The sequence below is a fragment of the Bradyrhizobium barranii subsp. apii genome, from assembly GCF_011516635.5.
Lineage (GTDB): Bacteria > Pseudomonadota > Alphaproteobacteria > Rhizobiales > Xanthobacteraceae > Bradyrhizobium > Bradyrhizobium barranii.
Genome location: NZ_CP096255.1, coordinates 1,800,078 through 1,824,787 on the forward strand (window position 1 = coordinate 1,800,078; position 24,710 = coordinate 1,824,787).

Genomic DNA, 24,710 nt, shown 5'->3' on the forward strand with positions numbered 1-24,710 from the left:
CGTCCACGTTCGGCAATGGCGCATCCTGGAAACGCAAATGGCCGGGCGAGCCCGGCCATTTCAGGAAACGTCTGGGGACGTCAGTTCGACTTCGTCGCCGGTGCCGCGGCCGGTTGCGCGGCCGCCTGTGGGGCGCGGCCGACGACCACGGTCAGGAGGCCCTGGCCCCAGAGGCGCTTGGCGGCCGCCTTGGCGTCGTCCAGTGTCACCGCATCGACGATGGCGTTGCGCTTCTCGATATAGTCGATCGGCAGCTTGTCCTGCTGGTATTGCAGCAGCGCCTGCGCGAGCTTCGAGGAGGTATCCAGCGCCAGCATCTGCGAGCCCTTGAGGTAGGACTTGGCTTCGTCGAGCTCCTTCTGCGTCGGGCCCTCCTCGGCGATGCGGCGCACTTCCTTGTCGATCGCGTCGATGGTGTCGCCGGCCCGGTCGGCGCGGGTGCCGGTGTTGCCGATGAAGACCGCCGAATGCTCCATCCAGAGCAGCGATTCGAACACGGAATAAGCCAGCCCGCGCTTCTCGCGCACCTCGCGATAGAGCCGGGAGGACAACCCGCCGCCGCCTAGGATGTGGTTGACGACATAGGCGGCCATGAAGTTCGGATCGTTGCGCTTCACGCCGGGGCCGCCGAAGGTGATCACGGTCTGCGGCACGTCGAGCGGCACGAAGGCGCGCTGCGGCGGTTTTGCCGCCTCGACGTCGGCGACCGGCGTGAGATTGGCTTTTGCGGGCAGGCTACCAAAAGTGTGGTCGAGCAGCTTGCCGAGGGTGGCCGGATCGACGTCACCGACCACCGCGATCTTCAGCCCGTCCTTCGCAATCACGCGGCCGACATAATCCTTCATGTCGGCGACCGTGATGGTCGGCACGCTGTCCAGCGTGCCATTGGTCTGCCGGCCATAGGGATGGTCGCCGAACGCGACCTCCAGGAATTTACGGCTCGCCAGCGACGACGGATTGGTGGTCTCGCGGCGCAGGCCCGAGATCACCTGTGAGCGGATGCGCTCGACGTCGGCGGTGTCGAAATGCGGTGAGATCAGCGCGCTCCTGAGCAGGTCGAAGGCTTCGTCCTTGTTGTCGCGCAGCATCCGCAGGCTGCCGCGGAACGTATCGCGGGTGGCGCTGAAGGAGAGCTCGATAGCGCGGCGGTCGAGCCGCTCATGGAAGGTCTTGGAGTCGAGATCGCCGGAGCCCTCGTCGAGGAGGTCGCCGACCAGATTGGCGACGCCGGATTTGTCCTTGGGATCCTGCGCCGAGCCGCCGGCAAAGGAATATTCCATGGCGATCAGCGGCACGGTCGCATCCTGTACGAACCAGGCTTCGATGCCGCCCGGCGAAGTCAGGTGCTGGATCTTTGCAGCCGCCTGTGACGGCGAGACCGTAGCCAGCGCGAGTGCCGCGCCGGTGGCAAGCGAGAATGCAACACGTCGAAGGAAGGGATAGGTCACGAACGCTTCTCCTCGCGCTTGGCGGCACTGGTGTCCTTGATCAGATAGCCCGTCACCGAGCGCTTCTTCTCGAGCCATTTCTGCGCGACAGTGCGAACCTGCTCGGCGGTGACCGCGCGAATGCGGTCGGGCCAGCTCCTGATGTCCTCGATCGAAAGGCCCGTGGTCAGGGCGCCGCCATACCAGCGCGCCAGCACCGCCTGGTTGTCCTGGGCGTAGATCGCTTCCGCAATGAGCTGGGTCTTGACCCGCTCGAGGTCCTCGGCGCGGATCGGGTTCTGTGCGATGTCGGCGATGACGCCGTCGACCACTTGCTCAACATCTGCAAAGCTGACGCCCGGTTTCGGCGAGGCCGAGATCGCGAACTGGGTCGGGTCGAGCGAGATGCTCGAATAGCTGGCGCTGGCGGACACCGCGAGCGGCTTGTCGACCACGAGCGCGCGGTAGAGATAGGAATTGCTGCCGCTGCCCATCAGCTGCGCCAGCACGTCGAGGGCGGCGCTTTCACCTGCGGCGGCGGTCGTCGCCGACGGTACGAGATAGTAGCGGCGCAGGCTCGGCTGCTCGACGCGCGGGTCGGCCAGCGTGACCGTGCGCGGCGCCGCCGGCTCCGGCTCCTGCGGACGGATGCGCCGCTCCGGGATCGCGGGCTGGGCCGGAATGGAGCCGAAATTCCGCTCGACCAGCGGGCGGATGTCGGCGGCTTCCACGTCGCCGGCGATCACGAGGATCGCGTTGTTCGGCGCGTAGAAGCGGCGGTAGAAGGCGAGCGCATCCTCGCGGTCGAGCTTCTCGATCTCCTGGTGCCAGCCGATCACCGGCCGGCCGTAGGGATGGTTGAGATAGAGCGCGGCCATGATCTGCTCGTTGAGCCGCGCGTCCGGATTGTTGGCGACCCGCATGTTGTACTCTTCGAGCACGACGTCGCGCTCGGGCAGCACGTTCTCGTCCTTGAGGATCAGGCCGGTCATGCGGTCGGCCTCGAACTCCATCATGGTCGGCAGCTGCTCTTTCGGCACGCGCTGGTAGTAGTTGGTGTAGTCGACCGAGGTCGAGGCGTTCTCGTTGCCGCCGACGCGGAGCACGGTCTGGGAGAATTCGCCGACCGGATGCTTCGAGGTGCCCTTGAACATCAGATGCTCGAGGAAGTGCGCGAGCCCGGACTTGCCCGGGGTCTCGTCGGCCGAGCCGACCTTGTACCAGATCATCTCCGTGACCACGGGCGTGCGGTGATCCGGGATCACCACGACCTGCATGCCGTTGGCGAGCGTGAAGCTGGCGGGCGGGGCCGATGTCACCGTGGTCTGGGCGAGGGCGGCGCTGGCTGAGAGGACACTCGTCGAAAGCAGCGCGGCAAGGAGGCAGGCGGCCGATCGGTAAGAGGACATCATAATCCTTATGAAAAGGCCGAACCCGGATGTCCGGCTCGGAGGCACGGCATGCTACACCGTGCGGCTGAGGCTTCGCGTCACGAAGCAGAGAACTCAACGCGCTGGCAAGTTACTGATAAGCAATATGCAGACTGCGTCCGGCGTGCGTAAGCCGCCGGTGCCAGGATGCGCCTGTCAGGATGTCGCGGTGGGGCAGGAGCGCTATTATTCCTTTTCCTTGCCCGACATGATGTCGAAATAGGTCCGGCGCGACTTGTCCGGCCCGGCGCCATAGGCGTAGTTCGGCGAGGGGGTCTGGTAGCCCGGCGGCGGCTCGACCAGCGACGAGCGCGGCGGCTCGCTGGTGAATTTCTTCTCTTCGGAGCTGTTGCCGCCCTTCATCATGTTCCAGAGACCACCGGCGTAACCGAGCTCGGTGGGGCTGAGCGACGGGTTGCCGTTGGTGCCCGGCTGGATCGGATCGTTGCTGGTGCGGGGGGCTGCGGCGACCTCGCCGGCCTTCATCTCGGCGGGCGTCAGCGGTTGGGCCGCCTGCCAGTTCTCCGTCGCCTTGGTCGCCTTCTTGCGCGCTGCGATGGCTTCCTTGCGGCGCTTCTCTTCGGGGTCCTTCGGCCAGTTCGGAGCATTCTTGGCCTGGGTTGCCGGAGGCGGCAGGTCGAGCTTGGGCGGCACGACCAGCGGGGAGCGCTCGCGGTATTCGATGCCGGGCTTTTCCATGCTCTTGGCACCGATGCCGGACATCAGATTGTCGATGATCTTCTCTTCGAAGGTCATCCCGTCATCATCATCGTCGTCGTCACCGGCACGGACCGGGCCTGCCGACATGACGAGGCCGATGCCGAGCATGACCGCGGACAATTTCAACGCCCGCCAGAACCCTGCTTTGGGATCTCGAACCATCGAACCGCTGGTCTCGGAGCTGCGCATCACTGTACCTGTTCCATATTGTGGCAGATTGCTGCATTTTGCCGCTCGCACGCGGCCAATCCTCGCAAGAAGCAGGGTTCCACCTGCCGGTCCGTATCGGCCGGGATCAGGGCGCTTTTGCGGCGGGTACCCCCAGGAAGGAATCATACAATAGCGCCGCCACCCCGACAACGATGGCCACGTCCGCGAGGTTAAACACATACCAATTATAGGTATTTCCGCCGATCTCGATGTGGAACAGGGCGAAATCGACCACCGCGCCGTAGGCGAAGCGGTCGATGCCGTTGCCGATCGCGCCGCCGATGATCAGCCCGAGTGCGACCGTGGCGAGCAGGGTGTGCGAGCGGGCCATCCAGATCGCCAGGGCGACCACGGCGACGACCTTGACCGCCATCAGCGCGATCTGCGCCGACTGGCCGTCGTTCTGGAGCCAGCCGAAGCTGATGCCGATGTTCCAGGCCAGCACCAGGTCGAAGAACGGCATCACCTTCACCACGCCACGGCGGGCAAGGTCGAACACGTTCAGGAGCCACAGCTTTGAGGCCTGGTCGGCCACCAGAGTGACCACGGCCGCGAGGATGCCGGCGCGAAGCGGGGTCATGGCACCCCCAACGCCTTCCATTCGCGCAGCGCCTGGGCGTCGCGCGGCGTGACGTCGGGGTATTCAGGGTCTTCACCGACCATGGGCGAGATCTTCCAGGAGCGGGCGCATTTGGTGCCGACCGCCTTCTCGACGACGACCTCGACGCCGGGCACCGCATCGAGACGGAACGCGCCCGCAGGCGCCTCGCCCTCACGCACCTCGTAGTTCGAGGTGATGCAGACCTCGGCGAGATCGGTGTCGAACAGCGTCGCCAGCATGTCGCGGTCGGCGACATAGATCACCGGTGAGGCCTCGAGCGACGAGCCGATGTTCTTGGCGGCGCGCTCAAGCTCCAGCGCGCCGGTGACGACGCGGCGGACGTTGCGGATCGTCTCCCATTTCGCGGCGAGCTTGTCGTCGCGGAGCGTCTCGATGCCTTCGGGAAACAGGGTCAGATGGACGGAAGGCTCCGCGTTCGGCCGGAACATGCGCCAGGCTTCATCGGTCGTGAAGCTCAGGATCGGCGCAAGCCACTTCAGGAGCGCATCGCACAACAGGTCAATCGTGGTGAGCGCGGCCTTGCGCGCCGCCGAGGACGGCGGGTCGCAATAGAGCGTGTCCTTGCGGATATCGAAGTAGAACGCCGACAGCTCGGAGTTCATGAAGGCCGCGAGGCTCGCGACGACGGTCTTGTAGTCGAAGGCGGCATAGGCCTTGCGAACGGTTTCGGCATGGCCGGCCAGTTCGTGCAGCATCAGCCGCTCGAGCTCGGGCATCTCGGCATAGGCGACCTTCTCGCTCGCCTTGAAGTGATGCAGCGTACCGAGCATCCAGCGGATCGAGTTGCGCAGCTTGCGATAGGTCTCGATGGTGTTCTTCAGGATCTCCGGGCCGATGCGCTGGTCATCGGCATAGTCGGTGGCGCAGACCCACAGGCGCAGGATGTCCGCGCCCGAATCCTTGATCACCTTCTGCGGCTCGACGGTGTTGCCGAGCGACTTCGACATCTTGCGGCCGTTCTCGTCGAGCGTGAAGCCGTGGGTGAGCACGATGTCGTAGGGCGCGCGGCCCCGCGTGCCCGCGCTTTCCAGCAGCGAGGAATGAAACCAGCCGCGATGCTGGTCGCTGCCTTCCAGATACATCACGGTGTCGTTGCCGCCGTCGATCTTGCGGACGATGTTGCCGAGCTGCGGGAAGTTCTGGCGATCCTCGAGCACGAAGGCGTGCGTGGAGCCCGAATCGAACCAGACGTCGCAGATGTCGTCGACCTTCTTCCAGTCCTCGCTCGCGCGGGACCCGAGGAAGCGTTCGCGGGCGCCGTCCATGTACCAGGCGTCGGCGCCTTCCTCCATGAAGGCTTCGGCGATACGCTGGTTGACGATCTCGTCCTGCAGTATCTCGGCCGAGCCGTCGCTCTTCTCGCGCACGAACACGGCGATCGGCACGCCCCAGGCGCGCTGGCGCGAGATCACCCAGTCCGGACGGTTGGCGATCATGCCGTTGATGCGGTTCTCGCCCGACGGCGGCACCCATTGCGTGACCGAGATCGCGTGCAGCGCGCGGGCGCGCAGCGTGTCGCCCTTCTTCGCATGGCCGTCATCGCTGATGTCCTTGTCCATCGCGATGAACCATTGCGGCGTGTTGCGGAAGATCACCGGCTTCTTCGAGCGCCAGGAGTGCGGATATTGGTGCTTGAGGCGGCCGCGCGCGAGCAGCTTGCCGCCGTCGATCAGCGCCTTGATCACGGCCTCGTTGGCATCGCCCTTCTCGCCCTTGTCGTTGAGCACGCGCTTGCCGGTGAAGCCGGGGGCCTGCGCCGTGTAGGCGCCGTTCTCGTCGACGGTGTAGGGGATCGCGGTCGGGATGCCGCGCGCATCGAGCTCGCGGGTGTTGGCCGTCCAGACGTCGAAGTCCTCGCGGCCGTGGCTCGGCGCGGTGTGCACGAAGCCAGTGCCGGTGTCGTCGGTGACATGCTCGCCAGCGAGCAGCGGCACGATGAACTCGTAACCGCCACCGAACCCGCGCAGGGGATGGGCGCATTCGACAGCATCCAGCGTGTCGCCGGGAATGTCGCGCACCTTCTCATAGGACGTGACGCGCGCCTGCTTGAACACTTCTGCGGCGAGCGCATCGGCCAGGATCAGGAGATCGCCGGTCTTGGCCCAGTTGTCGGCGGGCGCATCCGTCACCTTATAGAGGCCGTAGGCGATTTTCGGCGAGAACGAGATCGCGCGGTTGCCGGGCAGCGTCCAGGGCGTGGTGGTCCAGATCACGACGGAGGCGCTGGCGAGTGCGCCATGTGCCGGTGACGTGACGGGAAACTTCACCCACACCATGTCGGAGGTGTAGTCCTCGTACTCGACCTCGGCTTCCGCAAGCGCGGTCTTCTCGACCACGCTCCACATCACCGGCTTGGAGCCGCGATACAGCGTGCCGTTGGCCGCGAACTTCATCAGCTCGCGGGCGATCTGCGCTTCGGCCGGGTAGCTCATCGTCTGATAGGGATGATCCCAGTCGCCGATGATGCCGAGCCGCTTGAACTCCTCGCGCTGCACGTTGATCCAGTGCGTCGCATAGGCGCGGCATTCCTTGCGGAACGCCACCATCGCGGCCGAGTCGCGGAAATCGGGCTTCTGCTTGCCCTTCTTGCGGTAGTTCTCCTCCTCGATCTTCCATTCGATCGGCAGGCCGTGGCAGTCCCAGCCGGGCACGTAATTGGAGTCGAAGCCGAGCATCTGCTGGCTCTTGGTCACGACGTCCTTGAGGATCTTGTTCAGCGCGTGCCCGATATGGATGTTGCCGTTGGCGTAGGGCGGGCCGTCATGCAGCACGAATTTGGCGCGGCCCTGGGCTTCCCGGCGCAGCTTGTCGTAGAGGCCGATGTCGTTCCAGTACTTCAGCAGTTCCGGCTCGCGCTGCGGCAGGCCGGCGCGCATCGGGAAATCCGTCTGCGGCAAATAAAGGGTCTTGGAATAGTCTTTGGCGTCGGACTTTTGCGGCTTTTCGGACATGGGGCTGACTGGCTCGGAAGGGCGCGGAAACGGATAGCGACTGGAATCGCGGGGTGAAACGACGAAATCCCGGTCTTGCGCCGAGCCTTCAGGCTCAGGCGGAAGCCGGGCCGCTAATCCCTATGATGCGCCGCGCAAACATGGGCTCTCCATAGCAGGGGGCCAAGGGAAGCGCAAAAGGTAGAAGCGCAAAAGGTCCGGCGGACCGGCTTTCGACCTCAATCGATCGTTCCAAGCAGCGGAAACGCGTCCGGGGCGGCGGCCAGCATGGCGCGGGCGCGGGCGGAATCGTCGTCCATCTGGCGGATCAGGGCCTCCAGGCTGTCGAATTTCAGCTCCTCGCGGATGAAGCCGACGAAGGCGCAGTCGAGCGCTTGTCCGTAGAGGTCGCCCTTGAAGTCGAACAGGAAGATTTCCAGCAGCGGCGCGCCATTATCAAAGGTCGGACGGCGGCCGAAGCTCGCCACCCCGTCCAGCCGCTCGGCGCCGCGGCCGACCCGCACCGCATAGATGCCGTGCTTGAGGCCGCAATTGGCATCGAGGCGGATGTTGGCGGTGGGATAGCCGAGGTCGCGGCCGCGCTTCTCGCCGTGGATCACCTCGCCGGTGATGAACCAGGGCGCGCCCAGCATGGTGGTGGCCTCGTCGATGAGGCCCTCGGCGAGCGCGATCCGGATGGCGCTGGAGGAGACCGGCCGCTCGTCGAGGTCGACATGGGCCTGCACGTCAACCTCGATGCCGAGCCGGGGCGCCTCGTTGACCAGGAGGCTCGGCGAGCCGACGCGACCCTTGCCGAAATGGAAGTCGTAGCCGACCGCGATGCCGCTGACGCCGAGGCGTCCGATCAGGTCATGGTGAATAAAGTCTTGCGCGCTGGTCCCGGCCCTGGCCTTGTCGAAGGTCATGACCACGGCGCCGGCGAGCCCGGTGCCGGCCAAAAGCCGCAGCTTGGCCGGCTCGTCCGTCAGGCGGAATTGCGGGGTGTTCGGGCTGAAAAACCGGCGCGGATGCGGCTCGAAGGTCAATGCCAGCGCAGGGCGGCCATGCGCCCGGCCCATTTCCAGCGCGGCTGCGATCACCGCGCGATGGCCGAGATGAACGCCGTCGAAATTGCCCATGGCGACCACGGCGCCCCTCAAAATCGCGGAATCCGGCGTTGTGTCGCGGATAACGGTAAAATGCGGGACCATCAGGGGAATTCTCGAAGCGGCAGGACCTGCGGACCGTGGCTTGACCGGCCGGACGAAGTCAAGCGGCAGGGGAGCGGCCGCATTGAACGTGATTTCAGTCCTTCGGAGGCGCCCCCAGTTAACGCGCTGTTTAACGCCTTGGTGCTAGTCCTTGAATTGTGGAACAGCGGGGCTCCGGCCCCGGCGGGTCCGATCGTAATATTTCCTGGGTTTGCGTTGGGGGAGTCGAGATGGCGGTTGATTTGTCGATGTCGGTTCTGGTGGTTGATGACTACAGCACCATGATCCGTATCATCAGGAATCTCCTGAAGCAGCTTGGCTTCGAGAATATCGATGATGCAAGCGACGGTTCGGCGGCGCTGAACAAGATGCGTGGCAAGAAGTACGGGCTCGTGATTTCCGATTGGAACATGGAGCCGATGACGGGTTACGACCTGCTGCGCGAAGTGCGCGCGGATCCGAACCTCGCCACCACGCCTTTCATCATGATCACCGCGGAATCGAAGACCGAGAACGTGATCGCGGCCAAGAAGGCCGGCGTGAACAACTACATCGTCAAGCCGTTCAACGCGGCGACGCTGAAGACCAAGATCGAAGCGGTCTTCCCGGACATGGCGAGCGCGTAAGCGCGCTCTTCGCCGGACAATAATCTTCCATTTTGGAACGTCGTGCCCGGGCTTGTCCCGGGCATCCGTGTTTGTGGATGCCAAAGGCGTGGATGGTCGGCGCATAGGCGCGCGGAAGCGACGCCGTCCTTCGGCCGGCTAAGCCGTCGTCCGTGAAGAATGCGGATTGATCTGAGAAATAAGCAGAATTTGTCTTGATGTAGTATTCGATTTTGCAGGAAAGCGGGGTGTTGGACCTCGCTTTCTTGCGTTTTAGGATTTTGCTTTTGGGCGATTCGTGATTCCCTGACGGCGTCGTCGACATTGGGGAATGCGATGAGCAAGCCGAGGGATGATCGCCAGAAAGACCTGTTGCTTCCGGCGCTTGATCAGATCATCGACATGGGTCATCCGCTGGTGCGGTTGGCAGCGCTGATCGACTGGAACATCCTGAATGAGCGCTTCAGTTCAGTGTGCCAAGCAGGGTCGGGCCAGCCGGGCTTGCCGACGCGGCTAGTCGCCGGCCTGTTCATTTTGAAGCACATGCACAACCTGTCAGATGAGGTGCTGTGCGCTCGCTGGATCGAGAACCCCTATTACCAATACTTCTGCGGCGAATTGAGCTTCTGCCACCGTCTGCCGTTCGATCGATCGTCGATGACACGCTGGCGGCAGCGGCTCGGCGAGGAACAGCTCGTCGCCCTGATCCAGGAAAGTCTTTCAGTGGCGCACAAGACCGGCGCCATCGGTCCCAAGGACCTGGAACGGGTGGTCGTCGATACCACAGTGCAGCCCAAGGCGGTTGCACATCCGACCGACGCGCGGCTGCTGCATCGAGCAATCACCAAGCTGGTCGGGCTCGCCAAGCGCAACCGTGTGCCGCTACGCCAGAGCTATCTGCGCCTGGCCAAGCGCGCCGCCATCATGACCGGCCGCTATACCCACGCCCACCAGTTCAAACGCGCCCGGCGGCAGCTCAAGTTCCTGCGGACACGGCTTGGCCGGATCATCCGCGACATCCGCCGCAAGATTGATGGCGATACGGTGCTGGAAGCTCGCTTCGGCCCGTTGCTCGGTTTAGCGCAGCAGGTGCGCAGCCAGGATCAGCATCAGCGCGGTCCGAAGGTCTATGCGTTACATGCTCCGGAGGTTGAGTGCATCGGCAAAGGTAAAGCCCGCGCGCCCTACGAGTTCGGCTGCAAGGTCAGCATCGCCACCCCTGTGACGTCTCCGAAGGGCGGCCAGTTCGTGCTCCATGCCAAGGCCCTGCATGGCAATCCCTTCGATGGGCACACGCTCGGTCCCGTAATCGCCGACATGGAGAAGCTCACCGGGGTGGAGACTCGCCGTATCCACGTCGACAAAGGATATCGCGGTCACAACCACCCGCATCGGTTCAGGGTCTGGATCTCGGGTCAGGTCCGCCGCGTCACAGCTTCCATCCGTCGCGAGATGAAGCGTCGTGCGGCTGTCGAGCCTGTCATCGGCCACGTCAAGGCCGAGCACCGCATGGACAGAAATTATCTCAAGGGACGCCTCGGCGACCGCATCAACACTGTTCTCGCCGCCGCCGGCTATAACTTCGGTCTGCTGCTGCGATGGCTCGCAGAGCTCTTGCGTGTCATCATCCGAGCCTTCTTCGAGACCGTCCCGGCTCGAAACACCGCTTGAGCCGGGCGCCGCCGCCAGTTCTTCACGAACGACTAAGCCGGGCCATGACGACGATTGGGGCTTAGCAATTCGTCTAAGAGTCTGTCCGGAAAGATTACCTTGGATTGCATAGCTTTCGCAGCATGAGTCGGATGGAGGCCAGCTTGAGAAAGGCGAGCGCCCTGTGATTGAAGCATTCCCAATCTTTGGACAGTCTTCGGCATCGCCCGAGCCAGGCAAAGGTACGCTCGACGATCCAGCGTTTGGGCAAGACGACGAAACGGTGAGCCTGATCGGAGCGTTTGACGATTTCGAGGTTCACGCGCTTCAGAGCGCTACGCAGCCCCTTCTGGAAATGTGGCCCTTGATATCCGCCGTCGGCGTAGAGCTTCAGAAGAAAGGGATAGAGGCCGAACAACGTTGCCATCAGGAGCACGCCGCCGTCGCGATCCTGGATGTCCGCCGCATGCACGATGGCGTGCATCAAGAGGCCTTGCGTGTCGACGAGAATGTGCCGCTTCTTGCCCTTGATCTTCTTGCCCGCGTCGTAGCCATGGAGATCATGAGGCCCCCTTTTTCAGCGCTTTTCACGCTCTGGCTATCGATGATGGCGGCGGTGGGAGAAGCCTCGCGCTCGGCCCTTTCGCGACATTCGACATAGAGGGCGTGATGAATTTTATCGAGCGTGCCGTTCCAGCTCCACAGATCGAAGTAGCCATACAGCGTCGAGCGCGGCGGCAGGTCCTTGGGGATCGCGCGCCACTGGCAACCTGTGCTCAGGATGTACATCAGCCCGTTGGCAATCTCGCGCAGGTCCACCGTACGCTTGTTGCCGCCGCGCTTGGCCGGCGGGATGCGAGGCGCGATCAGCGCCCACTCCTCGTCGGTCAAGTCGCTCGGATAGCGCAGGCGGCTGCGGTCGTAGCGTGCACGGTTCTCGGTAGTCCACATTGGCGGCGCGTCCCCATCGAATCAGGCCGCTCACCTTGAATCACAACCGATTCATTCGACTCAACATGTTTTGGAACAGACACTAAGCCGGCGTCGGTTCAAGCCGCAGCCGTCACCACTTCAATTCGCGCATCAGCGCCTTCGGCGGGTGGCCGAACAACTCCATCACGGAATTCGGGTCGAGCTGGTCGAGGCCCTCGAACTCCTCGGCATGGATGCCGCGGGTGACGAACAGGCAGTCGATGCCGAATTCGCGCGCGCCGGTGAGGTCGGTGCGGACGGAATCGCCGATCGCCAGCACCTTTTTCCGGTCGATCATGTGACCCTGGCGTTCGCCGGCGAGCATCATCGCGCGCTCGTAGATCGGGCGATGCGGCTTGCCGTAGAAGATCACCTCGCCGCCGAGTTCGCGATAGAGTTCCGCGATCGCGCCGGCGCAATAGATCAGCCGGTCGCCGCGCTCCACCACGATATCGGGGTTGGCACAGACCAGCGTCAGCTTGCGCTCGCGCGCCTTCAGCATCATGCCGCGATAGTCTTCCGCCGTCTCGGTCTCGTCGTCATAGAGGCCGGTGCAGACGATGTAGTCGGCTTCTTCCAGCGGCGCGGTCGTCGCATCGAGGCCGCGATAGATCGAGTTGTCGCGCTCGGGTCCGAGCCAGAACATCTTGCGGCCGGGATGCTCGGCGACATAGAGCCGCGTCAGGTCGCCCGACGAGACGATCGCGTCATAGGTCTCGTCCGCGACGCCGAGCTTGCGCAATTGCCGTTGGACGGAGTCGGCCGGGCGCGGGGCATTGGTGATCAGGATCACCGTACCGCCGCGGCTGCGATAGGTATGCAGCGCCTCGCAGGCTTCGGGGAACGATTCCAGGCCATTGTGAACCACGCCCCAGATGTCGCTGAGCACAACGTCAACGCCGCCCACGAGCTCGCGCAGACTTTCGGCGAAATGCAGCGTGGTCATGATGCGTGCGGCCGATCAGATCCGGCGCGCGAGCGCCGCGTTGCCGGTGATACGTTGGGCTGGAGGCGCTGAAGACGTGGCGCCTGGGCTGGGAGAAGCGGAGCCATTGGATCCCTGAATTTCCTGCGCCGGGTTCGGCGAGGCCCCGCCGGTAGCAGATGCCCCTTCAGGCCGCAATGGCCGGGGCGGCGCGAACAGGAACCCCTGACCGAACCGCACGTCAAAGTCGAGCAAATCGACCACTGCGCGCTCGCCCTCGATCCGTTCGGCGATCAGGTCGATGCCGAAGCGGCCGAGCAGGTCGGAGAGGTCGGAAGGGTGGATGTCCGAGGTCGAGGCCTGCCTGGGGTCGAGCAGGAGGGACGCCGGCACCTTGATGAAGCGCACGCCGCGATCGGCGAGCTCGCGCGGCTCGATCCTGAGGTCAGTGACATGGTCGATCGAGAAGCGGAAACCGCGCTGGGCGAGCGCCGCGAGATTCTCGGTCTCGGCCGGACCGAGATTGCGGAAGGTCGACTGCTTGAACTCCAGCACCAGCGAGGGCGCCAGCGCCCGGTTGGCTTCGAGGAAGTCGAGGCGCTGCGCGAAGGTGGTGGAATTGCCGAGCGTGGAGGCCGCGACGTTGCAGAACACGCCGACATCCTTGTTGCGCACCATCAGGCGCCGCAGCACCTGCACACAGCGCAGCATCACCATGTTGTCGATGCGTCCGATCAGACCCGAGGCTTCGGCGATGCTGATGAATTCCTCGGCGGCGATCAGCTGGTCGCGCTCGTCGCGCAGGCGCGTCACGGCTTCGTAGAACCGCACCTTGCGCTGCGGCAGCGTCACCATCGGCTGGAGGAAGATGTCGATGCGGTTCTCGTCGATGGCGTTGCGCAGTGTCGCCAGTAACTGGGTCGGGTTGCGGCCATTGGCCGTCTGAACCGGAACGGCGGTGTGGGTCTGGATCGCCGGTGCTGGCCGCGGCGGCGGTGCGGGCAGTGGCGGAGCGGCGGCCGGCCGCTCCTCGAAGGCCGCAATCAGGTCGAGCGGCGCCTCCGGCTCTGGCCGGGCGACCGGAGCGGGGGTGGGGGTCGGCGCGGCCCCGGCCAAGAGGTCTTCATGGGCTGACACGGTGGTGGCGAGCTGCCTGACCAGCCCGCCGAGCTCGTTGATCTCGCCGACCACTGACTGGATGCGGTCGGAGTTGGTCGAATTGGCCGAGGCGATGCGCCCCTCCATCGCCGCGAGCCGGCGGCCGAACTCGGCGACTTGGCGGGCGAGGTCGGCGGTGCCGCGCGAGAGGTCGGCGATCTGGCCGCCGACGTCACTGCGGTCGCGCAGCCGCATCGAGACCGCGTTGTAGAGGATCAGGAAGGTCAGCGCGGTTAGCGCCACGATGGCGGATTCGGTTCCGCTGATGCCGGCGACCGAGTAGAGGACAAGCCCGAGCGAGGCCGCGACCAGAACCATGCAGATGGCGATGAAGTTCGTCGAGATGCGAATCATGCCGCGCGTTACGCCTCAAAGAGCTGCCTCATCCGGGAAAACACGGGTCAGTGTGCGAACCCGTCACGCCTCATGCTCCCCCTAAGCAAGGCGACCTTAACATCATTGTTGATTCGAGGGGATAGCGGCCTGTTCGCGGGGCCGGAGCATGATCCGGAAAAGTGCGCGGCGGTTTTCCCTCGCGACAAACGCGGAACGCGTTTGCGCGGAGACCATGCTCAAACCGTCTAGGTCAGGCCGGCCCGGCGAAAGCCTTCGAGGTAGTGCTCGCGGTCGGCGGCGAGCTTGATCGGCATGAACTCGGCGATCCAGGCGAGCGAGACGTTGGGCTGGGCACGCTGGAGTTCCTTCAGCGCCGCGCGGGCGGTCTCGGTTTGCCCGGCCATCGCCGCGGCCGCGGTCAGCACCCGGTGCCCGCCGACGAAGTCACTGCGCTGGCGCAGGGCCTCCTGCGCGAGCCGGATCGCTTCCGCATAGTCCCTGCCGAGGAAGCGGGCAAAGGCGGCGATGCCGAAATAGACGGGTGCATAGGGGTCGCGCGGGCTGAGGCGGATCGCCCGCCGCGCGGCGTCGTCGGCATCCCGCCAGCGGCCGCAATAGCTGAGCGTCAGGCCATAATAGCCCTGCGCCAGCGCAAAGTTCGGATTGAGCCGCAGCGCGGTCTCGAACTCGGCAAGCGAATCCTCGAACCGGCGTGCGAACAGATCGACATGGCCGAGCGCATTATGCGCCCAGGCATCCTGGTCGTCGGCGCGGATCGCGGCCCGCGCCGCGCGCTCGGCCACCGGCAGCGCCGCGGCCATCTCCATCCAGCCCATATGCGCCGTGAACATGTAGCTGGTGCCGAGCAGCCCGAGCGCCTTGCCGTAGTTCGGGTCGAGCGCGATGGCCTTTTCGAGCAGGGCTCGCGCCGCGACGTGGTCCTGCCGCGTTACGCGCCAGTAATGGGAGAGGGCGCGCATCAGAAGGTCCCAGGCGTCCAGGCTGTCGGGCGGCTTCCGCTCGGCGCGAAAATTCTCCGCGGCATAGAGCTGCGGCTCGATCGCGGCGACGATGCGTTCGGTGATCTCGTCCTGTACGGCGAAGACGTCGGCGAGCTCGCGGTCGTAGCGTTCGGCCCAGAGATGGCTGCCGGTGGCGACATCGTTGAGCTGCGCGGTGATGCGGACGCGATCGCCCTCCTTGCGGACGCTGCCCTCGACGACATAGCGCACGCCGAGCTCCTCGGCGACCTGCCGCAGGTGAACCGTGCGGCCCTTGTAGATGAAGGACGAGTTGCGCGCGATCACGAAGAACCATCGCAGCTTCGACAGCGCGGTGATGATGTCCTCGCTGATGCCGTCGGAGAAATAGTCCTGCTCGGCCTCGCCGCTCATGTTGGTGAAGGGCAGCACGGCAATTGCGGGACGATCGGGCAGCGGCAATTCCGTCGGTGTTGCGTCGGGCGGCCTGCCCGGCGCCGACGATGAGGCCACGGCGGAGCGTTCGGTCACTGCGCCGACGAACCGCACGCCTTTGCGTGCGACGGTGCGGATCAGCCGCTGATCTTCGCCATTGTCATTGACCGCGCGCCGCGCCGCGTTGATCCGGCTGGTCAGCGTCGATTCCGAGACGACGCGGCCGTTCCAGATCGCGTCGAGCAGATTGTCCCGCGTTACCACGCGCTCGCGGTTGCGGACCAGATAAAGCAGGAGATCGAACACCTGGGGCTCAAGCGCGACGAGCGTCTCTGCCCGCCGCAATTCGCGGCGCGCGGGGTCGAGCACGAAATCCTCGAAATGAAATGTCACGCCGCCCTCGGCTCGCGCGGGAAATCAAGGTGTTCTCAGCGTAAAATAACGCCACTCTCAAGGCCAGCGAGCCGCATGCGCCCTATCGTCCCGGCGTCTTCAACCGCAGGAGAATTGCCATGTCGACATCCGCCGCGCTCAAGCCGGCCCTCGCCCAACCAGATCTCGCCGCCGTCAAGCAGCGCCAGCACAGCGCCTGGTCATCCGGCGACTATGCCATTGTCGGCACCACCTTGCAGATCGTCGGCGAGCAGCTCTGCGAGGCGCTCGACTTGCGCGCCGGCAGCAAGGTGCTTGATGTCGCCGCCGGCAACGGCAATGCGACACTGGCCGCGGCGCGGCGCTGGTGCGACGTCACATCGACCGATTATGTTCCCGCGTTGCTCAAGCGGGGACGCGAACGGGCCGCGGCGGAGCATTTGATGGTCGAATTCCGTGAAGCGGATGCCGAAGCGCTGCCGTTTGCGGATGCCAGCTACGACGTCGTGCTCTCGACCTTCGGTGTCATGTTCACGCCGGATCAGGACAAGGCGGCGTCCGAGCTCGCGCGGGTCTGCAAGTCCGGCGGCAAGATCGGCCTCGCCAACTGGACGCCCCAGGGCTTCATCGGTCAGCTCTTCAAGACCATCGGCAGGCATTTGCCGCCGCCAGCGGGCGTGAAGTCGCCGGCCTTGTGGGGCACGCCGGCACGGCTTGAGGAGATGTTCGGCAGCCAAGCCTCCGAGATCGCCGCCGAGCCGCGCATGTTCGCCTTCCGCTATCGCTCTCCGGAGCACTGGCTCGAGGTTTTCAAATCCTATTACGGGCCGATGCTGAAAGCGTTCGTGGCGCTGGAGGAGACCGGCCAGGCCGCGCTGCGGCGCGATCTCATGGCGCTGCTCGGCGAATTCAACCGTGCCGACGACGGTACGGTGGTGGTGCATAGCGAGTATCTGGAGGTAGTGATCAGCAAGCGCTGAATTGCCGTCGTGATCCGGTCAGGCCGAGCCCCGGCCTGACCGCCGGCAATCACGATGGCGCGGCTGCGCCGACCGTGTCGGCCGAGACGGCCTGCCGGGTGCCGAGCGGCTTGGTCGGTCCGGTGGTCGTATCCCGAAGGGTCTGCCGTTCGATCTCCGAGTTCAGCTCGGCCCCGAACATGATGACGATCGCCGACATCCACATCCACATCATCAAGCCGATCGCCGCGCCGAGCGAGCCGTAGGTCGCGTTGTAATTGGCGAATTCCGAGAGATACCAGGACAGGAGCGCCGAGCCGGCGATCCAGAGGATGGCGGCCGTCACCGCGCCGAGGCTCAGCCACTGCCAGCGCGGCGCGTCGCGGCTGGGCGCGAAGCGATAGAGAACGGCAAGCGCCGCCAGCAGGATGACGAACAGCACCGGCCATCGCGCGAGAGCGACGATCAGCCTGCTTTCCGGCGCGATGCCGAGATGGTTGAGCGCGAGCGGGAAGGCGACCACGGTGCCCACCATCAGCAGCAACGCCGCGATGCCGCCGACGGTGAAAGCCAACGACACCGTGTTCAGCCGGACGAAGCTGCGCTTTTCGCGCTCCTCATAGGCGACGTTGAGGGCATCGAAGATGGCTTTGACGCCCGCATTGGCGCTCCAGATCGCGAGCAAGAGGCCAAACAGGAAGGTGACACCCAGGGCAGTATTGCCGTTGGAGACCACTCGGGCGACCTGGTCCTCGACGATCTGGAACGCGCCCTCGGGCAGCAGCATCGCGAGCGAATGCAGGTTGGAACTGATCGTCGAGGGATCGGCGAACAGGCCGTAGGATGAGACCAGCGCGGTCACGGCGGGAAAGATCGCGAGCAGCCCGAAGAAGACGACGCCGCCCGCGGTCGCGAGCAGGCGATCGTCGTCGATGCGCTGATAGGTGCGCCAGAAGATGTCTTTCCAGCCCGCCCACGGGATCGCGAAGGGGCTTTTCGCGCGCCGGCCGTGGCCGGGCTGCATGGCTGCGCCGGCCGCGCTCGTTTCCGGCGAATTTGCTTCATTGTTGCGATGGTCTTGCGGAGGCCCCGATCGGATGGGGCCGAACTCCTGAAAGTAGCGTTCCGCAGACAGCACGAAGACGGCCGTGGCGGCCACCAGCAACCAACTGTCGAGGTGCTCGGTGTGCCGCGCGCGCATTTCAAGCGTCCAATCCGCGGCCGTGCCGCCGCCGCCGAGCGGCCGTGAAGCCCAACAGCCCGACGGCTGCGAGCATCAGACCAAGCTGCACGGGCCGGTTGGTCCGACTCGACACGGCGTTGCCGCCACGGCCACGTTCGCCCGGTGCGCGCGGCACCAGCGGAATCGTCGTTGCGACCTCTTTCACCGCCTGCTTGACCGTTCCGCGCGGGATCCGCGGGGTGGCGATCGCAACGCGCATACGGCTGGCAAGCGGCACGATCGGCTTGTCCCGACGCTTCATTTGGGCCTGAGCCACGCCGGCGCAGGATACGGCCAGCACCAGGAGCACGGCCGCGACGGCACCAAAGCCCCAGAATTGTCCCTGGGTGATCGCGACCCAACGATAAAGGGCGATCAGGCCGACAAAGAGGGTGGCGATCAGGAACAGCCCGGCCATTGCGAACAGTCCTGCCGCGACCGCATAGGACGTCGCGCGGCCCGTGGCCTGATTGGTGCGGTCGCGCAAGTACGATCGCGCGGCGCGCTTGAGATGATTGATCTTGAGCGCCATGCCGGCGCGCAGCAATTCGCCCGATGGCGCGAGCATGCGGACATCCTCCGAGAACGAAAAAATCGTCGGGGGATGAACGTGGCGGAATTTGACTTGTTCCGCGCGGAGCGCGGCTGCCGGGACGGATCAGCCGAGATCGGCGGCCGCGATCCAGAACACCTCGCCCTCGGACTCCTCGGTGTCGAGCCAGAGCAGCGGCAGTTCCGGAAAGGCCTCGTCGACCAGTTCGCGGCCGCGGCCGATCTCGCAGATCAAGCCGCCATCCGGCGTCAGGTGATCGGGCGCATCGCGCAGGATCCGGCGCACCACGTCGAGACCGTCGGGGCCGCCGTCAAAGGCGAGCTTAGGTTCGGCCCGGCATTCCGGCGGCAGCGCCGCCATGCCTTCGGCATCGACGTAGGGCGGGTTGGTGATGATCAGGTCGTATCTGTTGTCGCCGAGCGGGGCGAACAGGTCGCCGCGATGCAGGCTGATCCGGTCATCGAGACCGAATTCGCCGACATTTCGTGTGGCGACTTCGAGCGCGCCCTTGGAGATGTCGACGGCATCAACGGTGGCATTCGGGAAATGATGCGCGGCGAGGATGGCGAGACATCCAGAGCCCGTGCAGAGATCGAGCACGCGTTCGACGGCCGTGGGGTCGTCGATCAGCGAGCCCGCCTCACCGTCGCCGCCGAAATGCGACTCCAGCAGCTCGCCGATGAAGGAGCGCGGAACGATGACCCGCTCGTCGACATAGAAGGGCAGGCCGCGCATGTAGATCTTGTTGACGAGATAGGCGGTCGGTTTGCGCGTGGTGACGCGCTGATGGATGAGGTCGACGATGGTCTTGCCTTCCGCCGACGTGACGCAGGCATGGGCAAAGATCTCGAACTGGTCGGGATGCAGATGCAGGGCTTCGCAGACCAGGAAGGCTGCTTCCGCGACCGGGTCGGTCGTGCCATGGGCAAAGGCGAGCTTCGCCTCGGTGAAGCGGCTCACGGCGTAGCGCACGAAATCGATCAGCGTGAGCAACTCGCCGCGGCCGACCTTCGCGAGCTTTGGCGCGGCGCGGCCGCGCGTGGTCTTCTTGGATGCTTTTGCCATCAGGATCGGGTCCAGCGTGCGGCGGCCACGTCGTCACGGGCGTGGGCTTCGACCCAGCCGGTACCGGTGGCGCTCTCTTCCTTCTTCCAGAACGGCGCGCTGGTCTTGAGATAATCCATCAGGAACTCGGCCGCCTGGAACGCCGCCTGGCGGTGCTGCGACGCCGTGAGCACCAGCACGATATTCTGCCCGGGCATGAACCGCCCGACGCGATGAATGATGGTGACGCCGTTCAGCGGCCAGCGCGATGTAGCTTCGTCGGCATGGCGCTTGATCTCTTCTTCCGCCATGCCGGGATAATGTTCGAGCGTGAGGGCGGCGATCTTCGCGCTGTTCTCGTCGCCGCGGCAGATGCCGGAAAAGCTTACGACCGCGCCGATGTCGGTGCGGCTCCCGGTCAGGATCGCGATCTCGCGCGCGATGTCGAAATCGTCCTGCTGGATGCGGATGGTGACGGGGCAGGGGCCGGCGGGGGAGGTGCTTACGGGGGAGGTCATGGCCTAGCCGCCGGTCATCGGCGGGAAAAACGCGATCTCGCGGGCGCCCGCGATCGCGGCGTCCGATTTGACGTGGGCATGATCGATCGCGGTGCGGATCACCTTCGGCTTCTCGAAGGCGTAGGCATAGGCCTCGCTCTGGCCGGACAGCCAGGCGATCAACTCCTCGACGGTGCGCACGGTCGCCGGCGGCTCGATGGTCTCCTCGGCCTTGCCGACGCGCTCGCGCACCCAGGCGAAGTACTTCACCTTCATGCCTCATCCTCCTTGATGAGGTGATGGATGCCGGCGCGGAAATAGTCGTAGCCGGTGTAAATGGTGAGGATCGCCGACGCCCAGAGCAGCGCCAGCCCGATCATCGAGACCACGGGCACCACCTCATCGCCGGCCGGGCCCGCGAGCAGGAAGCCGATGGCGATGAGCTGAACGGTCGTCTTCCACTTCGCAAGCTTTGTCACGGGAACGCTAACCCGTAACGCGGCGAGATATTCGCGCAGGCCCGAGACCAGGATCTCGCGGCACAGGATCACGATGGCGGCCCACAGCGACCAGCCATGGATGATGCCGTCGGCGGCCAGCATCAGCAGGCAGGAGGCGACCAGCAGCTTGTCGGCGATCGGATCGAGCATCCGGCCGAATGCGGATTGCTGATTCCAGATCCGCGCGTAATAGCCGTCGAGGTAATCGGTCACTGCTGCCGCGATGAAGATGGCGACCGCGACCCAGCGCAGCCACAGCGGCTGATCCAGAATCGACTGCGCATAAATGCACCCGACCACGACCGGGATCGCGGCGATCCGGCCATAGGTCAGGATGTTCGGGAGGGACATCGCGCGGCTGGTCGTCCCTCGTGTCGTGGCGATGTTCATCCGTCCTACCAATACCGCTCGTGCCTGAAGGTCAACCGTCCCGCTCCCCAAATGAGGTGCAGCATGCGACGACCATATGACCGCGGCCCCCTTAGTTCACCCCGGCTGGGGATGGAAATAGTCGAAAATCCTGCGAGCGCTCTCGGCGCTCACCCCCGGAACCTTGCCGAGATCGGCGATCGAGGCCCGCTCGATCTCCTTCAGGGTTCCGAAATGGTGCAGCAAGGCACGTTTGCGTGACGGGCCGATGCCCGGAATCTCCTGCAAACCGGCCTCGCGGATGTCCTTCTTGCGCAGCTTGCGGTGCGAGCCGATGACGAAGCGGTGGGCCTCGTCGCGCAGGCGCTGGATGAAATAAAGCACGGGATCGCGCGGCTCCAGCTTGATCGCCTCGCGCTCCGGCATGAACAGGGTTTCGCGGCCGGCATCCCGGTCCGGTCCCTTGGCGACCGACATCAGCGACACCTGGGTCAGGCCGAGATTCGTAAAGATCTCCCGGACGGCGTTGAGCTGGCCGCGACCGCCGTCGATGATCACGAGGTCGGGCCATTGCGGGAAGTCGTCGTCCTTGGCCTTGCCGGCGGCGTCCTCGGGCGGATTGATCAGGCGCTTGAAGCGGCGCTCCAGCACCTCTTTCATCATGCCGTAATCGTCGCCCGGCGTGAGCCCTTCCGACTTGATGTTGAACTTGCGGTACTGGTTCTTCACAAAACCATCCGGGCCGGCGACGATCATGGCGCCAACCGCGTTGGTGCCCTGGATGTGGCTGTTGTCGTAGACCTCGATGCGCTTGGGCGAATGCGGCAGGCTCAGCGTCGTGGCCATGGCGTCGAGCAGGCGGCCTTGGGTCGCGGTGTCCGCGAGCTTGCGGCCGAGCGCCTCGCGCGCATTGGTCAGCGCGTGCGCGACCAGCTCCTTCTTCTCGCCGCGCTTGGGCGTGGAGACCTCGACCTTGTGGCCGGCCTTGATCGACAGCGCATTGGCGAGCAGCTCGCTTTCCTCGATCTCGTGCGAGAGCAGGATGTTCTTCGGCGGCGGCTTGTCGTCGTAGAACTGGGCGAGGAACGAGCCCAGCACTTCCTCCGGCGTATAGGTCTTCTCCGCGCGCGGGAAATAGGCGCGGTTGCCCCAGTTCTGTCCGGTGCGGAAGAAGAACACTTCGACGCAGGAGAAGCCGCCCTCCTGGTGGATGGCGAACACGTCGGCTTCTTCCACCGTGCGCGGATTGATGCCCTGCTGCGACTGGATCGCCGACAGCGCGGCGAGGCGGTCGCGGTAGAGTGCCGCGGTCTCGAATTCGAGCTCGCCGGAGGCCTTCTCCATCTCGCCGGCAAGCTCCTGCTTCACCGCTTGGCTCTTGCCGGAGAGGAAGTCGGTCGCCTCGCGCACCAGCGTCGTGTAGCCGGGGAAATCGATCTCGCGGGTACAGGGGCCGGCGCAGCGGCGGATCTGGTAGAGCAGGCAGGGCCGCGAGCGGCTCTCGAAGAAGGAATCGGTGCAGGAGCGGATCAGGAACGCGCGCTGCAAGGCGGTGATGGTGCGGTTGACCGCGCCGGCGGAAGCGAACGGGCCGAAATAGCGGCCGGGCCGCGACTGCGCGCCGCGGTGCTTGAGGATCTGCGGCGCCCAATGGTCGCCGGTGATCAGGATGTAGGGAAACGACTTGTCGTCGCGCAGCTGCACGTTGAAGCGCGGCCGGAGCTGCTTGATGAGATTGGCTTCCAGCAGCAGCGCTTCGGTCTCGGTGTTGGTCGAGACGATCTCCACGGTCACCGTGGCCGCGATCATGCGCAGGATGCGCGCCGGTTGCGGCGCGCTCTGGCGCGCATAATTCGACAGGCGCTTTTTGACGTTCTTGGCCTTGCCGACATAGAGCACGTCGGCATTGGCGCTGAGCATGCGATAGACGCCCGGCGAGGTGGGCGCGAGGCGGACCGCGCGCTCGATCGCCTCATGGCCGGTCGCCAGCGGCTCTTCGCCGACCGCGCCGCTCTCCTCCAGGATGTCAGGCAGCAGCGCGTCGTCCTCGTCCTCGCCAGCGGTGGTGGCGGGATCGAGGTCCGGCGGCGCCAGGCTCTCCGGCGGGGCGTCGGCCGTCATGCCGCGCGGAGATTTGCGCGCGCGCGTGTCGTCCGGATTGTCGGTGGAATCGTGAGCCATGATGCGAATTTAGGCGCTGGGGGTGCCGATTTGAAGTTCCCGCCTTGCGGCACACACAGGATGGCGGCGCAGTTCCGGGTAACACTTGCTTAAGCCTGTTAAGAGCGCGGTAACCCGGCTTAACAGGCCTTTAACTTAAAACTCTCGATAAATCTTACGCGAAAAAGAGGAGGTTCCGTAACCATGCGATTTTGCCTTGCGCGGCGGCGCAGGCATCGCGGGGGGCGGCCGTTGCGTTGGAGAGTACCGATGAGGGGGTTCGTTGTAGGCGCAGCCGTGTTGGTTGCAGCCGGCTGGACAGCTTCGGCAGAGGCCGCCGATCTCAACTACGGGCAGGGTGCGCCCTACACCGTCAATCAGCCGCTCAATGCCTATAGCTGGGCCGGTCCGTATCTCGGTGCCAATCTCGGCTATGAGTGGGGCTCGGTGAGTAATTCGCCCGTCAAGCCCTCCGGTTTCGTCGGCGGTGTGCAGGCCGGCTACAATTTTCAGAATGGTCCATGGGTGTTCGGCGTCGAGGGCGACATCCAGGCCGCGGGCGCTGATGACACCTTCGCGCCGTGGAAGTTCTCCAACCCCTGGTTCGGCACGCTGCGCGGCCGCGCCGGCTATGCCTTCAGCAACGTGCTGTTCTACGGCACCGCCGGCCTCGCCTTCGGCGAGCTGCGCGCGCAGACATTCGGTTGGACGGAGTCGCACACCACCGCAGGCTGGACCATCGGTGCCGGCGCGGAAGTCGGCTTCGCGCCGAACTGGAGCGCCAAGCTCGAATATCTCTACATCGATCTGTCGACGAGCCAGTTCGCAATTACCGGCGTGTCAAACGGCTATAGCGCCAGCGTTGTGCGCGCAGGCGTGAACTATCACTTCTGATAGTTGAAGAAGAAAATACCGGACAACAGCCTCCCGGCCGCTCGCGGCCGGGATTTTTTTCGCCAGGTGTTCGCTCGAAAACGCTCTAGGAGACGATGACCAAATTGACTGCCTTTGGTCCCTTCCCCTTCTTGTCCGGCTCGACTTCAAAAGTAATGCGCTGTCCTTCGGCGAGGTCTTTCAGTCCCGCCCGCTCCACAGCAGTAATGTGCACGAAGACGTCGCGCCCGCCGTCGTCGGGCTTGATGAAACCGTAGCCGCGCTCGCCGTTAAAAAACTTGACCGTTCCCGTCATGGCCATCGGGAAACTCCCCCTCATTGCTCCTCCGTCGCGACGCAGACTCACGTCACGACATGACCGGGCCTTACGAAGCCCGGGAGCTGGCCATCCTTGGGCGGACCTTTCTTTCGGTCCGATCGGATCTTTCTTAGGCCTTCACTCCGCCGCAACCATTCGCGGAAGCGGAACGTAAAGCCAGTCACGGAAACAGCATAATACGGTTCTCTGCAGATTGACTACCGCTCCTGC

21 protein-coding genes and 1 pseudogene are annotated in these 24,710 nt (G+C 64.8%); 4 read left to right on the forward strand and 18 right to left on the reverse strand.

What is annotated here, in order from left to right:
- Nucleotides 1–80: 80 nt before the first annotated feature.
- The 6 genes from HAP41_RS08525 to HAP41_RS08550 form a co-directional block, all read right to left on the reverse strand.
- Nucleotides 81–1,448: a M16 family metallopeptidase gene (locus tag HAP41_RS08525; RefSeq protein ID WP_166103612.1), complete on the reverse strand. Its 1,368-nt coding sequence runs from the start codon at nucleotides 1,446–1,448 to the stop codon at nucleotides 81–83.
- Nucleotides 1,445–2,839, reverse strand: a complete 1,395-nt coding sequence (locus HAP41_RS08530; protein ID WP_371496566.1) for a M16 family metallopeptidase — start codon at nucleotides 2,837–2,839, stop codon at nucleotides 1,445–1,447. Before HAP41_RS08530 ends, HAP41_RS08525 begins: the two co-directional genes overlap by 4 nt.
- Before the next feature lie 204 nt (nucleotides 2,840–3,043).
- Nucleotides 3,044–3,766: a hypothetical protein gene (locus HAP41_RS08535; RefSeq protein ID WP_071909532.1), complete on the reverse strand. Its 723-nt coding sequence runs from the start codon at nucleotides 3,764–3,766 to the stop codon at nucleotides 3,044–3,046.
- 106 nt (nucleotides 3,767–3,872) lie between these two features.
- The gene (lspA, locus tag HAP41_RS08540) at nucleotides 3,873–4,367 is read right to left on the reverse strand and encodes a signal peptidase II (protein ID WP_166103609.1); all 495 of its coding nucleotides are present in this window, start codon (nucleotides 4,365–4,367) and stop codon (nucleotides 3,873–3,875) included.
- On the reverse strand, nucleotides 4,364–7,360 hold the full coding sequence (gene ileS / locus HAP41_RS08545) for an isoleucine--tRNA ligase (protein ID WP_166103606.1): 2,997 nt from the start codon (nucleotides 7,358–7,360) through the stop codon (nucleotides 4,364–4,366). The genes lspA and ileS overlap by 4 nt, the downstream gene beginning before the upstream one ends.
- A 218-nt stretch (nucleotides 7,361–7,578) precedes the next feature.
- The gene (locus HAP41_RS08550) at nucleotides 7,579–8,550 is read right to left on the reverse strand and encodes a bifunctional riboflavin kinase/FAD synthetase (RefSeq protein ID WP_166103603.1); all 972 of its coding nucleotides are present in this window, start codon (nucleotides 8,548–8,550) and stop codon (nucleotides 7,579–7,581) included.
- A gap of 230 nt (nucleotides 8,551–8,780) precedes the next feature.
- Between HAP41_RS08550 and HAP41_RS08555 the strand changes: the two genes are divergently transcribed.
- Together HAP41_RS08555 and HAP41_RS08560 are read left to right on the forward strand one after the other, a co-directional pair.
- On the forward strand, nucleotides 8,781–9,176 hold the full coding sequence (locus tag HAP41_RS08555) for a response regulator (RefSeq protein ID WP_007596883.1): 396 nt from the start codon (nucleotides 8,781–8,783) through the stop codon (nucleotides 9,174–9,176).
- Nucleotides 9,177–9,491: 315 nt separating this feature from the next.
- Nucleotides 9,492–10,826 carry an IS5 family transposase gene (locus HAP41_RS08560; protein WP_085398139.1) on the forward strand — a complete coding sequence of 445 codons (1,335 nt, stop codon included), beginning with the start codon at nucleotides 9,492–9,494 and terminating at the stop codon, nucleotides 10,824–10,826.
- Nucleotides 10,827–10,920: 94 nt separating this feature from the next.
- Here HAP41_RS08560 and HAP41_RS08565 read toward each other — a convergent pair.
- The 4 genes and pseudogenes from HAP41_RS08565 to HAP41_RS08580 form a co-directional block, all read right to left on the reverse strand.
- A pseudogene (locus HAP41_RS08565) lies at nucleotides 10,921–11,756 on the reverse strand (IS5 family transposase).
- Nucleotides 11,757–11,868: 112 nt separating this feature from the next.
- On the reverse strand, nucleotides 11,869–12,723 hold the full coding sequence (locus HAP41_RS08570; protein ID WP_063985586.1) for a TIGR01459 family HAD-type hydrolase: 855 nt from the start codon (nucleotides 12,721–12,723) through the stop codon (nucleotides 11,869–11,871).
- A gap of 15 nt (nucleotides 12,724–12,738) precedes the next feature.
- Nucleotides 12,739–14,214 (reverse strand): EAL domain-containing protein, encoded by a 1,476-nt coding sequence (locus HAP41_RS08575; protein ID WP_166103600.1) that lies wholly within the window; start codon nucleotides 14,212–14,214, stop codon nucleotides 12,739–12,741.
- Between the two features lie 227 nt (nucleotides 14,215–14,441).
- Complete coding sequence (locus HAP41_RS08580) at nucleotides 14,442–16,004, reverse strand: winged helix-turn-helix domain-containing protein (protein WP_166103597.1); 1,563 nt, start codon at nucleotides 16,002–16,004, stop codon at nucleotides 14,442–14,444.
- A 119-nt stretch (nucleotides 16,005–16,123) separates the two neighbouring features.
- Between HAP41_RS08580 and HAP41_RS08585 the strand changes: the two genes are divergently transcribed.
- On the forward strand, nucleotides 16,124–16,963 hold the full coding sequence (locus HAP41_RS08585; RefSeq protein WP_063985583.1) for a class I SAM-dependent methyltransferase: 840 nt from the start codon (nucleotides 16,124–16,126) through the stop codon (nucleotides 16,961–16,963).
- Between the two features lie 49 nt (nucleotides 16,964–17,012).
- Here HAP41_RS08585 and HAP41_RS08590 read toward each other — a convergent pair whose 3' ends face one another.
- From HAP41_RS08590 to uvrC, 7 genes are all read right to left on the reverse strand, one after another.
- The gene (locus tag HAP41_RS08590) at nucleotides 17,013–18,143 is read right to left on the reverse strand and encodes a YihY/virulence factor BrkB family protein (protein ID WP_166103592.1); all 1,131 of its coding nucleotides are present in this window, start codon (nucleotides 18,141–18,143) and stop codon (nucleotides 17,013–17,015) included.
- Nucleotide 18,144: 1 nt separating this feature from the next.
- The gene (locus HAP41_RS08595; RefSeq protein WP_166103590.1) at nucleotides 18,145–18,732 is read right to left on the reverse strand and encodes a phage holin family protein; all 588 of its coding nucleotides are present in this window, start codon (nucleotides 18,730–18,732) and stop codon (nucleotides 18,145–18,147) included.
- 90 nt (nucleotides 18,733–18,822) lie between these two features.
- On the reverse strand, nucleotides 18,823–19,782 hold the full coding sequence (prmB, locus tag HAP41_RS08600; RefSeq protein ID WP_166103587.1) for a 50S ribosomal protein L3 N(5)-glutamine methyltransferase: 960 nt from the start codon (nucleotides 19,780–19,782) through the stop codon (nucleotides 18,823–18,825).
- Entirely contained in the window at nucleotides 19,782–20,279 is a 498-nt protein-coding gene (locus HAP41_RS08605; RefSeq protein ID WP_166103583.1) for a molybdenum cofactor biosynthesis protein MoaE, read from the reverse strand. Before HAP41_RS08605 ends, prmB begins: the two co-directional genes overlap by 1 nt.
- A 3-nt stretch (nucleotides 20,280–20,282) precedes the next feature.
- Nucleotides 20,283–20,534 (reverse strand): molybdopterin converting factor subunit 1, encoded by a 252-nt coding sequence (gene moaD / locus HAP41_RS08610; RefSeq protein ID WP_018318355.1) that lies wholly within the window; start codon nucleotides 20,532–20,534, stop codon nucleotides 20,283–20,285.
- Nucleotides 20,531–21,148, reverse strand: a complete 618-nt coding sequence (gene pgsA / locus HAP41_RS08615) for a CDP-diacylglycerol--glycerol-3-phosphate 3-phosphatidyltransferase (protein WP_014491974.1) — start codon at nucleotides 21,146–21,148, stop codon at nucleotides 20,531–20,533. Before pgsA ends, moaD begins: the two co-directional genes overlap by 4 nt.
- Nucleotides 21,149–21,244: 96 nt before the next feature.
- Entirely contained in the window at nucleotides 21,245–23,308 is a 2,064-nt protein-coding gene (uvrC, locus tag HAP41_RS08620; protein ID WP_166103580.1) for an excinuclease ABC subunit UvrC, read from the reverse strand.
- Nucleotides 23,309–23,557: 249 nt separating this feature from the next.
- On the opposite strand from uvrC, the gene HAP41_RS08625 reads away from it, so the two are divergent.
- A complete protein-coding gene (locus HAP41_RS08625; RefSeq protein ID WP_014491976.1) occupies nucleotides 23,558–24,181 on the forward strand; it encodes an outer membrane protein in 624 nt (207 codons plus the stop codon).
- Between the two features lie 85 nt (nucleotides 24,182–24,266).
- Here the strand turns inward: HAP41_RS08625 and HAP41_RS08630 are convergent, their stop codons facing one another.
- Entirely contained in the window at nucleotides 24,267–24,482 is a 216-nt protein-coding gene (locus tag HAP41_RS08630; RefSeq protein ID WP_063986700.1) for a cold-shock protein, read from the reverse strand.
- Between the last annotated feature and the right edge of the window lie 228 nt (nucleotides 24,483–24,710).

What these genes read in the sequence shown, in the direction of transcription:
- HAP41_RS08530 (WP_371496566.1), bottom strand. Translation starts at nt 2,839, where the DNA reads ATGATGTCCTCTTACCGATCGGCCGCCTGCCTCCTTGCCGCGCTGCTT.
- HAP41_RS08535 (WP_071909532.1), bottom strand. Translation starts at nt 3,766, where the DNA reads ATGCGCAGCTCCGAGACCAGCGGTTCGATGGTTCGAGATCCCAAAGCA.
- lspA (WP_166103609.1), bottom strand. Translation starts at nt 4,367, where the DNA reads ATGACCCCGCTTCGCGCCGGCATCCTCGCGGCCGTGGTCACTCTGGTG.
- ileS (WP_166103606.1), bottom strand. Translation starts at nt 7,360, where the DNA reads ATGTCCGAAAAGCCGCAAAAGTCCGACGCCAAAGACTATTCCAAGACC.
- HAP41_RS08550 (WP_166103603.1), bottom strand. Translation starts at nt 8,550, where the DNA reads ATGGTCCCGCATTTTACCGTTATCCGCGACACAACGCCGGATTCCGCG.
- HAP41_RS08555 (WP_007596883.1), top strand. Translation starts at nt 8,781, where the DNA reads ATGGCGGTTGATTTGTCGATGTCGGTTCTGGTGGTTGATGACTACAGC.
- HAP41_RS08560 (WP_085398139.1), top strand. Translation starts at nt 9,492, where the DNA reads ATGAGCAAGCCGAGGGATGATCGCCAGAAAGACCTGTTGCTTCCGGCG.
- HAP41_RS08570 (WP_063985586.1), bottom strand. Translation starts at nt 12,723, where the DNA reads ATGACCACGCTGCATTTCGCCGAAAGTCTGCGCGAGCTCGTGGGCGGC.
- HAP41_RS08575 (WP_166103600.1), bottom strand. Translation starts at nt 14,214, where the DNA reads ATGATTCGCATCTCGACGAACTTCATCGCCATCTGCATGGTTCTGGTC.
- HAP41_RS08585 (WP_063985583.1), top strand. Translation starts at nt 16,124, where the DNA reads ATGTCGACATCCGCCGCGCTCAAGCCGGCCCTCGCCCAACCAGATCTC.
- HAP41_RS08590 (WP_166103592.1), bottom strand. Translation starts at nt 18,143, where the DNA reads ATGCGCGCGCGGCACACCGAGCACCTCGACAGTTGGTTGCTGGTGGCC.
- HAP41_RS08595 (WP_166103590.1), bottom strand. Translation starts at nt 18,732, where the DNA reads ATGCTCGCGCCATCGGGCGAATTGCTGCGCGCCGGCATGGCGCTCAAG.
- prmB (WP_166103587.1), bottom strand. Translation starts at nt 19,782, where the DNA reads ATGGCAAAAGCATCCAAGAAGACCACGCGCGGCCGCGCCGCGCCAAAG.
- HAP41_RS08605 (WP_166103583.1), bottom strand. Translation starts at nt 20,279, where the DNA reads ATGACCTCCCCCGTAAGCACCTCCCCCGCCGGCCCCTGCCCCGTCACC.
- moaD (WP_018318355.1), bottom strand. Translation starts at nt 20,534, where the DNA reads ATGAAGGTGAAGTACTTCGCCTGGGTGCGCGAGCGCGTCGGCAAGGCC.
- pgsA (WP_014491974.1), bottom strand. Translation starts at nt 21,148, where the DNA reads ATGAACATCGCCACGACACGAGGGACGACCAGCCGCGCGATGTCCCTC.
- uvrC (WP_166103580.1), bottom strand. Translation starts at nt 23,308, where the DNA reads ATGGCTCACGATTCCACCGACAATCCGGACGACACGCGCGCGCGCAAA.
- HAP41_RS08625 (WP_014491976.1), top strand. Translation starts at nt 23,558, where the DNA reads ATGAGGGGGTTCGTTGTAGGCGCAGCCGTGTTGGTTGCAGCCGGCTGG.
- HAP41_RS08630 (WP_063986700.1), bottom strand. Translation starts at nt 24,482, where the DNA reads ATGGCCATGACGGGAACGGTCAAGTTTTTTAACGGCGAGCGCGGCTAC.